Here is a 12,759-nt window from a genome sequence, read left to right on the forward strand (position 1 = left end):
ATTTTAATAAGATGAAAAAATATATATTTTCCCGCAGAGCAATTATAGCAGCGAGCATTACTTGTCTTCTATTACCTTTAAATTCCTGTGATAAAGAACTAGAAGTAACGCCTTACTCCTATTTTACAACTGCCAACTTTTTCTCAAATGTAGATGAAGCCTATATGGCAACACTTGGTGTTTACGAATCCATGTCATCACTTGATAGTTATGGATGGAATATTTCTCTAATTTTTGATGCCGATACCGATATTGAACAAATGACAGGAATTGGAGCTGATGACTGGAGAACAATAGCACATTATCAGGGAATTTCTCAAACTACCACTTTTTACACCGCGTGGAGTAAACTTTACGAAGGAGTTGACAGAGCGAATGTAGTAATCGAAAGAATTCCTCAAATGGATCTGTTTACCAATGGGACTCAAACTCAGAAAGATCAGTTAAATAGGATGCTGGGCGAAGCCAAATTTCTCCGCGGATTCTACTATTCTGAGTTAGTACGTTTATGGGGCGATGTGCCTTTCAAAACAAAAAGTTCTCAATCAGGAGATAATCTGCAAGTTGGTCTGGTAGACCGTTACGAAATTTACAGTCAAATTATAAAAGACATGCAGGAAGCTGCTCTTCTTCTGCCAGAACAAACACCTACAGATGAACGTATCAATAAATGGGGAGCAAAAGCCATGCTGGCAAGAGTGGCATTATTTGCAGGAGGCTATTCTTTACAGGCAGACGGAACTATAAAACGTCCTACAGATTACAAAGAATATTATAAACTGGCACAGAAAGAGATTAATGATGTAATGGCTCAAAATCCTTACAAACTAAATCCATCTTATTCTAAAGTGTTCAAAAACCAATGCCAGCACGTTTTAGAACCAACCGAAAATATTTTCCAGATTGCTTTTTACAATCCAGCAGGAACTTTAGGAAACGCATCTTGGGTTGGAAATTTTAATGGTCCTGCGACAGCAAACGGAGTTTATCCTTCGAATATTTCAAGATGTCTAGTGCCAAAACCATTTTATAACAGCTTTAATGCGGCCGATCAGCGCAGGGATTTTTCGATTGCTACATATTCTATTAATAATCTTGGCAATAAATTACCGCTTTTAACCACCAATCAGGACGAAAGATGGACAATTGGAAAATGGAGCAGAGAATATCAAACGAATGCAACTGCCGAAAGAGTTTATACACATATTAACTGGGTAGTTATGCGTTACTCTGATTTGCTTTTAATGCGCGCCGAAGTAGAGAATGAATTAAATGAAGGACCAAATGCGATTGCTTACGATGCTATAAATCAGGTAAGAAAAAGAGGTTTTGGTGCAGATGTTGCAGGAAGCAGAATTGGCATAACTTTAGGAAATAAAGGTACAGGATACACTTCGGCAGCAAATGTAGTGATACAAATTACAGGCGGCGGCGGTACAGATGCCGCTGCTGCAGTAATAACGCTGTCAGGCGGAGGAGTTAATACCATTGGAATGTTACGCTCTGGTGATGGTTATACTTCTGTACCAACAGTAACCATTACAAGCACAGACGGAAAAGGGTCTGGAGCAACTGCTACTGCACAATTATTAGCAAAACCCGCAGTTGCGGCAATCAATCTTGCTTCTGGATTAAATAAGGATAACTTCCTTAAAGCAATACAACAGGAAAGAGCCTGGGAACTTTCCGGAGAAGGAATGCGCAGAGCCGATTTAATTAGATGGGGAATTTTAGAAACTAAGTTAGCCGAAACAAATACTGCCGTAAAAGCGATTCGATCTACTTACTTCTTCCCTTCTATCACCAATTTTGTGGCAGGGAAACATGAATTATATCCTTACCCTCAAAATGAAACGGATGTAAATAAGAGCATTACGCGACAAAATCCTAAATATTAAAAACAAAAAGCTAATATTATGAAAAAGATAGTATTAGTATTGAGTTTAATCTTTATTTCCACATTTACGTTTGCGCAAGACACCTAAAGATATGAAAGTGTTAAGAGATTCTATATTTACTATAATGAAATTAAGCAACGCTAATAGACAGAAAATGCACGATTTGACTGCAGAAAATGGCAAAGGACAAAAAGCAATTAAAGACGATCCAGCACTTTTTTATAATCAAAGACAAGAGAAAGTTGAAGCTTGGAAAAAAGACATAACAACTAAAGAAAAAGCAATATTAACTCTATAAAAATTTCAAATATGGAGAGATTTTGTCAAATCTATACACAAACCTAAGTCATAATACAGATTAGGTTAAAATAACCCATTATTTTTTTTATAAAATTACTTGGTTTTTGGACATTAATGCAGAACTTGCCGTTCTGCATTAATTGTTTCTAGAAGAAACGAAAATAATAAAATAAAGCAAAGATTATGAATACCTTAAATGATACACAAATATCTAATTCCTATGCAATTGGAATAGATATTGGCGGTACTGCACTGAAATGTGGTGTTGTTAATGAACTTGGAGAAATTCTGTTTTCTTTTTTAGTATCTCTCAGCGAAGTAAAAACCGAAGAAGAAATAATAAACTTAATTGTGAGCGCTATCACCCAATGTACACAGCAGTTAAATGAACCTATTGTTGGTATAGGAATTGGCTTTCCTGGTCTTATAGAAAATGACGTAATTGTGGGCGGAGGAGTAAACTTACCCGGATTTGAACAACTGCCCTTAGGGAAAATTTTAAACGACATAACTGGATATAATATCGCAATTGATAATGATGCCAACTTAATGGGACTAGCCGAAGTAATTTACGGAGCGGCAAAAGACAGCGATGACGCTATTTTTCTAACTATTGGCACAGGAATAGGCGGTGCCATAATGATCAATAAAAAACTATTTGGAGGTTACCAGAATCGCGGTGCCGAATTAGGACATACCATAATCCAGCAGAATGGACTACAATGTGCCTGCGGCGGAATAGGATGTTTAGAAAGCTATGCTTCTGTAACCGCATTAATTAAATATTACAAATCTCAAAATAAATCTGCAGAAGAAAATATCGACGGGAAAATTATTATCGAAAAATATCTTGCCGGCGAAGAATATGCTGTAATAACGATGCAGCATCATTTTGACTATTTAGCAGCCGGAATTGTAAATTATGTGAATATATTCAGCCCGCAAAAAGTAATTATTGGAGGAGGAATTAGCGAAGCGGGTCAGTTTTACATTGATGAATTAACAAAGCGGGTAAAAAAGACTGCAATTCCAGTTTCTTTCTCTAATACCGAAATTGTAGCAGCAACTCTTGGAAATAAAGCAGGTTTACTTGGTGCTTGTGCCAATGCCTTTCAAAAATTAAAAACATTAGATTACGCAACTAAATAAGGATTTGAAGAGATGTTGACACAAATTGTAAATCACAAATAATGAAAAAAATATCACAAATTGTTTTATTACTATTTTCCTGTTCAGTACTTGCTTGTGTTTGTAATGAAAATAAAATAACAGAAAAATATATAGAATCTGATTTTGTTGCTAAAATTAAAATCAAAAAGAATTATAAAAATGAAAATTCAGAAGAACTTTATAAAACAGATTTTATAATTAATGAACTTTTTAAAGGTGAAAAAATAAAAGCGCTTTATGTTGCAGGAAGAAGCGATCAAAATGCAGGGAGTTCTTGTTCACTATTTATTCCTGTAAATACGGAATTAATTGTTTATGCCCGAAAAAATAAGGATGGAAAATATATCATAGGAATGTGTTCAGGATTATTGTATCTCGATAAAACTAATCTTAAAAAACAAAAAAGAGAATTAGAAATATTAAAAACTTTTAAGTCAAAAAAAATAACTTTTACAGAAAAGATAAATTACCGTGAAAAAAATTATAGCGAAAGTAAAAATATTGGTACCGATTTAGAGCAATTTAGAGGTATTGAACCTAATAAAGAATATGGAATTTATGAAATTACTTTCGATGCAAATTTGAGAATTAAAAATGTTTCGGATATTAGTGGTTTCGGAAATCAAATTGATCAAAAATTGATTGAAATTATTAAAAAAAGTAAGTGGTCTAGCAATGACAATGGAATTAAAGATAAAATTCCCGACAATAGTAAGCTCCTAATTGGAATCTATTTTTATGGAAAAGAAAAAAATAACATGAGTTTTTTAAGTACATATTATCTCTAAAAACAACTGGTCCTAACCTAACAGCTGTTTTTAGAGATTGGGATTTTAAGCTTAATTTAATAAACAAACTCACAAAGCGCCAACACGATAAGTTTAATTGACTATCTTTTGATTAAACCTCTAAAAATAAAACACATAAACAGAGCTTAAAAGTGTTTTAACTAAAATTAATATCATTTTACACAAAATCAAAACCCTCTTATAACATTGATCATTAAATTCGTTTTGTATTTCAGCATTTACAAAACAAATAATAATCATAAAGATCATGTTTCAAAAAAACATATTTTTCATATGGCTTTTCGTGGTATTGAATATTCCGTTTTTTGGGAATGCTCAAGATGCTGACCGTCCTAATATCTTAATCATCATGACCGATCAGCAGACCGCTGATGCCATGAGTATTGCAGGAAACAAAAATCTGAATACACCCGCAATGGATAAATTGGCTCAAAACGGAGTTCGGTTTACCAAAGCCTACTGTGCACAGCCTTTGTGCACGCCATCACGCGCTTCTATCATGAGCGGAAAAATGCCTTTTGAAAATGGTTTTATAGGCAATGCTCCTGAAAAAGATGGTCAATGGCCGGAAGATTTATTAATGATGGGAAAAATTTTCCAAAACGGAGGTTACAAAACCGGTTATGTTGGCAAATGGCATTTACCGGTTCCTACTTCGAAAAAAAGCCAGCATGGTTTTGAATATATCGAAAACACCAATTTTCAAGATTATAATGATGCTGCAACACCTTCATTCTGCGCTCGTTTTATCAAAGAAAACAAAAGCAACCCATTTTTATTAGTGGCGTCTTTTTTAAATCCGCATGACATTTGCGAATGGGCGCGAGGTGAAGATTTAAAAATGGATATTCTGGAAAAAACACCTCCAGCAGATCAATGTCCACCACTGCCAGCCAACTGGAAAATTCCCGAATACGAACCCAAAATTGTTCGCGAACAGCAAAAAGTAAGTTTCAGAACCTATCCTACCGTTAACTGGACACCAGATCAATGGCGCCAGTACCGCTGGGCTTACAATCGTCTGGTCGAAAAAGTTGACAGTTATATCGAAATGGTTCTGGCTTCTTTAAAAAAATACAATATCGAAAAAAATACCATTATTATTTTTACTGCAGATCACGGCGATGGTTATGCGGGACACAGCTGGAACCAAAAGCAGATATTATACGAAGAGTCGGCCAAAATACCTTTTATCATTTCAAAAATTGGTCAGTGGAAACCTCGAACCGAAGATATGCTTGTTTGCAATGGCACAGATATTATTCCCACAATATGCGGATTTACAGGAGTGTCTAAACCGTCTTATTTAAAAGGAATTGACATCAGTAAAAAAATAGAAAACCCAAATCAAAATCTTCGTGATACGCTGGTAATTGAAACCGATTTTGCCGATAACGAAGAACTCTTAAATATTAGCGGACGTGCCGTAATTACAAAAGATTATAAATATATCGTATATAACAAAGGAGATTTAAAAGAACAGCTTTTCGATCTTACGAAAGATCCAGGAGAAATTACCAATTTGGCGGTAGATCCATCACATAAAAAAGAACTAACTGCCATGCGCCGTTATTTAAAACAATGGTGTAAAAAGAACCGAGATCCTTTCTCGTCTGGATTATAATTTGGTTAAAGAATAATTTATGAAAAATATAACTGCTTTATTTTTATCATTCACCGCTGTTTCAGTTTTCAGCCAGCAATCTGCTGCTATAAAATTAACGGCAGAAAAACTGCATTCAAGAGTTCGAGAATGGCCTTATCCAGTAAACGGAATTACGGTTCCTACCAATGCTCCTGCCCTGCTTTGGCCTGCTACAAATGGAAAAGACATGGTTAAACCAATGGAAAGCGGCAGTGAAGTTCCCGAAGATCCAAATATTGGCAATGTCCGCTATAAAATAATGCTTGCATGCGATACCAATTTCAGTAAAAATTTAATTGCCAGCACAGAACAGCGCTGGGCTGTTTATCCGCTTCATGCTGCTTTGAAGCCCGGAAAATGGTACTGGAAATACGGTTATGCATTAAAAGGCAGCAGTCAATGGACATGGTCTGCTGTTTACGATTTTGTTATTGATGCTAAATATGCCAGCGAAAAAGTATCACCACCCATAAACGAAGTTTTAAAACGCAACGAAGGATCGCATCCGCTTTTATGGGATATGAACCGTATTGGCGAAGATTTCTATAAAAACAATCTTGATAATCCCGAAGCCAAAAAGTTTATCGCTTTCGCGGAAAAATTAATGCTGGCTCCGCTTCCAACCGAAAAACCACAAAGAGTAATTGATACTACGGGCAAAAATAAATTAGAAAAAAAGATCATTTTAGAAAGAATGTATCATGGTTTTGGTGATGCTGTTGGTAATCCGGTTCGTAATTTATGCATTGCCTATCAGCTTACTAAAGACGAACGTTTTATTCAGGATGCCAAGCGCAGAGCCTTAAACCTTGCAGCCATGAATCCAGATGGACTGGCAACAGGAGATGATTTTACAAGCGGCGCCGTGCTTGAAGCCATGGGCTGGTTTTATGATGCCGGATATCAATTTTTAACTCCAGAGGAAAAAGAAATTTTTAAAAATATAATTACGATTAGAGCTAAACGTGTTTACAATCATTTACCTAATCGTTTTGAACTGCATGTAAGCGATAATCACGTCTGGCAGATTACGCTGCGAAATCTTGCAATTGCGACTGTTGCCGTAATCAATGATGTTCCCGAAGCCAAAGAGTGGTTTACTTATATGTACGAAGTCTGGTCGGCACGTTTTCCGGTTTTAGGCACATCAGATGGCGGCTGGCACGAAGGAAATGGCTATTTCAGAGTTAACTTTAAATCCATCATTTACTTATCGCAAATGTTTGGCGATTTTAGCGGAGTCGATTATTTTAAACTTCCGTGGATGCAGAACCTGCCTTATTACATGCTGTACACACATCCAAACGGAGCCGCAAGTACCGCACTTGGCGATATGTGGGAGAATATTCCGTACATCGTAAAAGGTGAAGCCTGGTTTGCCGATGCACTGACTTATAAAATGAATAATCCATACTTAAACTGGTATGTAAACGAAATAAAAAGAGACCATCCATCTTATTATCACGGCACAGATGATTTCCTGTTTTTCAGATTATTAAACTATAAACCCAATAGAAATCTACCTGTAACTTCACCAGAGAACTTGCCAAAAACCCGCAAATTTGGTGATATTGGTGTTGTTGCCATGCACGAAGATTTGGCCAAAGCCGATAAAACACTAAGCAGTTATTTATCCAGCAGTCCGTTTGGTTCTTCGGGTCATGGTCATGCGTCTCAGAATGCTTTTACTATCAATTACAAAGGAAAAGTAATCTTTGGAGGAACAGGTTATTACAGCAATTTCAGCGACAAACACAACCTTTTATATTATAGATCATCAAAAGCTTACAACACAATTTTAGCCGATAGTTTGAATCAGAAATTGGGTGAAGAAGGTTACGGATGGATTCCAAGAGCTATCTCAGGAAAACACATTCAATATGCCTTGGGAGATGCCAGTAACGCTTACGGAGAAATAAAAAGTGATTTTTGGTTAGACCGATTCAAGCAAATTAATGTTGTACCAAGTAAAGAAAACGGTTATGGAGAATCTGGTGTAACTTTGTATCGCAGACACATGTTGCAATTAGAAGGCGGTTATATTGTTTTATACGACGAATTAGAAGCTAAAACTCCCGTAAAATGGACCACTCAATTTCATTGTCCTTATTACAGCATCAAAGGAGAAAATGCTATAAATGCCAAACAGCAAAACTTTACTGTACAAACCGATTTAGGAAATGTAAACGCAAGCGTCTTTACAGATACATCTTTAAAAATGTCGGTACATAATCAGTTTTTTGAACCTGCAGTTAATTGGAATAAAGTCACCAATGACGAAGGCCAGATAAAAGAATTTAAAGATCAATGGCATGCCGGAATCACTTCTGAACCAAAACAAAAATTCAGGTTTTTAACCATTATTCAAATTAAAGATGGCAAAACAGAAGTCATCAAAACCCTCTCAAACAGCAATGGTGTATCACATTTACAAGTTGGAGAATGGGAAATTCAGGCGCAGTTAGACGGAGAAAAAGCAGCAGCTTTACAAGTTTCGGGAAAATTTATAAAATCATTATTCAGCTATGGAAATCTGCCTGTTAAATTTGAAGGAAAAGCATATTCGCCTAAAATTAAAGGAAGTTCGGTATTGTTAGAAATGGAGAAAAACAAAGTAAACAAACAAGAAGCCGTAGATGAACTGCCAGACACTGCCAAATATGATAAAAATTAAAAGCTATAAGATGCTTACTTTTTCTTTAAATTAGAGTTTAATTTCTTTAATAGAAGAAATTTTAAAAAAAAACAAAAAATAATTACAATATCACTTCATGAAAAAAAAGACTGCTATTACTGCCTTTTTCTGCATTCTTCTTTTCGCAGCCAAAAGCTATGCACAAGTTCAGGATCGATATTTCCGAAATATTTCGGTCGATAAGGGCTTGTCGCAAAGTTCTGTTTTTGCTATTCAGCAGGATTCACTGGGTTTTATCTGGATTGGAACTCAGGACGGATTAAACCGTTATGACAGTAAAGGTTTTAAAGTATATCGACCATTAAAGAATGTCAAAAACAGTCTGCAGTCTTATTATATCAGAAGTCTTTTTACAGACCATAAAGGGCAGTTATGGGTTGGCGGCAATCAAGGCATCAGTGTTTACAATTATAATACAGACAGCTTTACAAATTACCCGCTTCCCCGTAGTATTGGCGAATGGTATATCTCTTCTATAACCGAAGATAAAGAGCATAGAATTTGGGCAAGTTCTATAACAGGAGACGTATTCGTATTGCTTCCCCAAACTTCAAATTTTGCTACAATCAAATTCAACGCTTCTTCTCATGAAATTAAAAAAATAGCCGACATTGGAATTTGGCAGCAGCAAATTATATTAGGTACAGATGTTGGTCTTTTTAAATTAAACACCAATACACATCAATTAACTAAAATTGATTTAGGAGCAAAAAAACCTTATATCAATGATGTTTATACTGATGGAAAGAAATTATGGGTGGCTACTGAAGGCGATGGTCTAATTCAGTACAACTCTCAAAATGGTCAGATTGTTTCTTTGCTTCACAATACTGCAACTAGCAGCATTGCTGATAATAATGTAAGATGTGTCGGAAAAGATACAGAAGGCAATATCTGGCTGGGAACTTTTAAAGGGCTTAGTATTTTTAATCAAAAAAACAATTCATTCACCAATTATTACCATCAAATATCACAGCCTTATACAATAAGCCAAAACTCTGTCCGATGCTTTTTTAAAGACAAACAAAACGGAATTTGGCTTGGAACGTACTACGGAGGTTTAAATTATTATCATAAAAACGACATTAAGTTCAATCTTTTAAGTCAAAACTCAGGAAAACCGTCTTTAAACGATGAAGTAATTGGTGTTATTAAACAGGATGCAAAAGGCAATTTCTGGATTGGAAGCAACGATAAAGGACTGAATTACTGGAATAAAAATGCCAATACGATTACCTATTTTTCTAACAGCGAAAATAATCCAAACAGTTTAAGTTCTAATAATATTAAAGCCATCGAATTTGATGATAATGGAAATGTATTGATTGGTACGCACAACGGCGGATTGAATCTACTGAATCCGAACGGCGGCCTTGTACAGCGATTCCTGCATAATGAAAATGATCCCGGCAGTATTGCAGGAAATTTGGTTTACAGCATCTTAAAAGATTCTAAAAAACGAATCTGGGTTGGAACAAGATCGGGTTTAGATCAGTTTCATCCTGAGACCAAAACCTTTACACACATTCATTTAGATAAAGCTGGAAAACGGCCAACATCAGACGATATTACATTTTTGTTTGAAGACAGCAAGCATCGGATCTGGATTGGAACCACAAACGGAGTAACCCTTTTCTATCCTGAAACCTTTTTATTTGGAAACATCGGGCACGGAAAATTAAGTGATGACATTGTAAATTGTATTACAGAAGATCAAAAACACCGTATCTGGATTGGAACAAGAGAAGGTTTGCGTTTATATGATGAAAACCAGGAATCTTTTATCAGTTTTAAAACCAGAAAAGATTTCGTTAAAGAAACAATTTACGGCATAATTCCAGATGACGACGGCAACCTTTGGATTTCAACCAACAACGGCTTAATTAAATTTAATCCCGACAAAGATTCGGTTCAGGCTTTTGATGAAAGTGATGGTTTACAGAACAAACAATTCAATGATTATGCTTTTTATAAAGCAAAAGACGGGATGCTGCTTTTTGGCGGCATAAAAGGGATTTCGTATTTCTATCCATCAATGGTTAAACAGAAGGCGCTTCCGCTAAAACTAAGTTTTACCGCTTTAGAAGTATTAAATAAAACTGTTGCAGTGGGCGATGAAACAGGTATTTTGGAAGAGCATATTGACCAGACAGATGAAATAGAAATTGGACCAGAATACAAGCAGTTCACTATCTTTTTCAATACGTTCAATTATATTTCTTCTAACAGAACTTACTATTACTATAAATTAGAAGGAATTGATAAAGACTGGCAGCGTACAGATGAATTAAAGGTCAGCTACAGTAATTTACCCGCAGGAAATTATAACTTTCAAATTAAAGCCATTGGGCCTAATGGTGAAATGAGCACCGTTAGAAGCTTAAAAATCGGGATTCTCCCGCCTTGGTATAAAACAATCTGGTTTTCATTATTATTACTAGCAATAGTCGGTACTGCTGCATACATTGGTTTTAGAATTATAAGAGAAAGAATAAAAGCTGTTCAGCAGTTAAAGCTGGAACGAATTGACAAAGAGAGAGTAAGCTATATCAATCAGGTAAAAATGGATTTTTTTACCAATGTTTCTCATGAATTAAGAACGCCTTTAACGCTGATTTTAGCTCCACTGGAAGAATTATTAAAAATGCCTTCTGCAGATAAAGTTTCAAAAAAGAAACACGAATTAATGTTTATCAATGCCAAAAGGCTTTACAATTTGGTGGATCAGCTTTTTGAATTTAGAAAAACTGAAATGGGAACGCGACAGCTTAAAGTGGGCAAAGGCGATATTGTAAGTTTTACAAAAGAAATTTTTGAATCCTTCAAACCGCTTTCAGAGAAAAATGGTATTCAATATTCCTATCATTCGGCAGAACCGCAGCTTCTATTTTATTTTGATAAAGATGCTATGGAAAAAATCTTATTTAATCTTTTATCTAATGCCTTCAAATATACTAAAACGGGTCAAAGCATTCATGTTGAACTACTAAAGAATAATGATACGGTACAAATAAAGGTCGCTGACACGGGGGTCGGAATTAGCGAAGCAGATCTATCCAAAGTATTTGATCGTTTTTATCAGGTAAACAATCGCGAAATGAATTTGGGTTCCGGTGTTGGTTTGGCTTTTACAAAACGTTTAGTAGAATTGCATCATGGCGAAATTATGGCAGAAAGCACCGTGGAGGAAGGAAGTACTTTTACCGTAACCATTCCGATTTCAGATCAGGTTTACAGGAATGATCAGCAAGTCGAAAGTTCACTTTACGAATTGTCTATAATTTCAGATAATGAACTTGACGAAGACACAGCATTAGAAGAAGAAAATGAAATAACAGAAAGAGATCAGCCCATTAAACTGCTTATTGTAGATGATAACAAGGAGATCTTAGATTATCTGCAGGAATATTTCAGCAAAATATATGAAGTTACAACAGCTTACAACGGACAAATGGCGTTGGATCTTCTAGAAATTCAGCCGTTTGATCTTATTATCAGCGATGTCATGATGCCGGAACTCGATGGTTTGCATTTTTGTAAAAAAGTGAAGCAGAACATTAATACCTCTCATATTCCGTTAATGCTTTTGACAGCAAGAAATGAAACCAGCCAGCAGCTAAAAGGTATTGAAATGGGCGCCGATGATTATATTACAAAACCATTTTCGACTCCGTTACTGGCGGCAAAAATTACAAATCTGCTCCGTTCTCGCAAACGATTAAAAGAGTATTATTCTGTTGGTAAAGAAATGGTACCTGAGAATATTGCATTTAATACCCTTGACGAAGAATTTTTAAAGCAAGCCATTCAAATTGTAGAAGACCATCTAGCTGATTCTGAATTTTCGGTAGATCAGTTCAGTAAAGAAATCGGCATGAGCAGATCGAATCTTTATTTGAAATTGAAAGCTATAACAGGCGAATCAGCAATGGACTTCATTAAAAGAATCCGCTTTAAAAAAGCGGTTGAACTGATGCAGAGTAAACGTTATACGATTGCACAAATCACTTATATGTGTGGTTTTAACTCGCCGTCTTATTTCTCTACTGCATTCAAGCAGCATTATGGCTGCATGCCAAGCGAATATTTAGCCAGTCTAGACGAATCGAAAGGTTAACTAAACTAGAAACAACACAACAAATAACTATTTAATGAAAAACTGCAATCGCTATTCTTAACAAAACCAGCTAAAATAAAGTCTTTAAACGACTAAGATCAATTACAAATTCAATTCTGAGAATT

General features: G+C 35.6%; 7 protein-coding genes. All 7 read left to right on the plus strand.

Translation table 11 applies throughout. The annotated features are described in order from the left end of the window. The first annotated feature begins 11 nt into the window (after nucleotides 1-11). The 7 genes from SOM12_RS18475 (at nucleotide 12) to SOM12_RS18505 (ending at nucleotide 12,634) form a co-directional block, all read left to right on the plus strand. A complete protein-coding gene (locus SOM12_RS18475) occupies nucleotides 12-1,898 on the plus strand; it encodes a RagB/SusD family nutrient uptake outer membrane protein (RefSeq protein WP_320494798.1) in 1,887 nt (628 codons plus the stop codon). Nucleotides 1,899-2,022: 124 nt separating this feature from the next. Continuing rightward, complete coding sequence (locus tag SOM12_RS18480; RefSeq protein WP_320494799.1) at nucleotides 2,023-2,196, plus strand: hypothetical protein; 174 nt, start codon at nucleotides 2,023-2,025, stop codon at nucleotides 2,194-2,196. Between the two features lie 185 nt (nucleotides 2,197-2,381). Next, nucleotides 2,382-3,347 (plus strand): ROK family protein, encoded by a 966-nt coding sequence (locus SOM12_RS18485; RefSeq protein ID WP_320494800.1) that lies wholly within the window; start codon nucleotides 2,382-2,384, stop codon nucleotides 3,345-3,347. 41 nt (nucleotides 3,348-3,388) lie between these two features. Further along, a complete protein-coding gene (locus SOM12_RS18490) occupies nucleotides 3,389-4,156 on the plus strand; it encodes a hypothetical protein (protein WP_320494801.1) in 768 nt (255 codons plus the stop codon). 268 nt (nucleotides 4,157-4,424) lie between these two features. Continuing rightward, a complete protein-coding gene (locus tag SOM12_RS18495) occupies nucleotides 4,425-5,801 on the plus strand; it encodes a sulfatase family protein (protein WP_320494802.1) in 1,377 nt (458 codons plus the stop codon). 19 nt (nucleotides 5,802-5,820) lie between these two features. Beyond that, nucleotides 5,821-8,496, plus strand: a complete 2,676-nt coding sequence (locus SOM12_RS18500) for a DUF4962 domain-containing protein (protein WP_320494803.1) — start codon at nucleotides 5,821-5,823, stop codon at nucleotides 8,494-8,496. A gap of 97 nt (nucleotides 8,497-8,593) precedes the next feature. Next, nucleotides 8,594-12,634 (plus strand): hybrid sensor histidine kinase/response regulator transcription factor, encoded by a 4,041-nt coding sequence (locus tag SOM12_RS18505; RefSeq protein WP_320494804.1) that lies wholly within the window; start codon nucleotides 8,594-8,596, stop codon nucleotides 12,632-12,634. Nucleotides 12,635-12,759: the final 125 nt, after the last annotated feature.

The organism is Flavobacterium sp. CFBP9031 (assembly GCF_034044945.1).
In the GTDB taxonomy this organism is placed as follows: Bacteria; Bacteroidota; Bacteroidia; order Flavobacteriales; family Flavobacteriaceae; genus Flavobacterium.

Excerpts from the sequence above, each read along its gene's own strand:
- SOM12_RS18475 (WP_320494798.1), top strand. The coding sequence starts at position 12 with ATGAAAAAATATATATTTTCCCGCAGAGCAATTATAGCAGCGAGCATT.
- SOM12_RS18480 (WP_320494799.1), top strand. The coding sequence starts at position 2,023 with ATGAAATTAAGCAACGCTAATAGACAGAAAATGCACGATTTGACTGCA.
- SOM12_RS18485 (WP_320494800.1), top strand. The coding sequence starts at position 2,382 with ATGAATACCTTAAATGATACACAAATATCTAATTCCTATGCAATTGGA.
- SOM12_RS18490 (WP_320494801.1), top strand. The coding sequence starts at position 3,389 with ATGAAAAAAATATCACAAATTGTTTTATTACTATTTTCCTGTTCAGTA.
- SOM12_RS18495 (WP_320494802.1), top strand. The coding sequence starts at position 4,425 with ATGTTTCAAAAAAACATATTTTTCATATGGCTTTTCGTGGTATTGAAT.
- SOM12_RS18500 (WP_320494803.1), top strand. The coding sequence starts at position 5,821 with ATGAAAAATATAACTGCTTTATTTTTATCATTCACCGCTGTTTCAGTT.
- SOM12_RS18505 (WP_320494804.1), top strand. The coding sequence starts at position 8,594 with ATGAAAAAAAAGACTGCTATTACTGCCTTTTTCTGCATTCTTCTTTTC.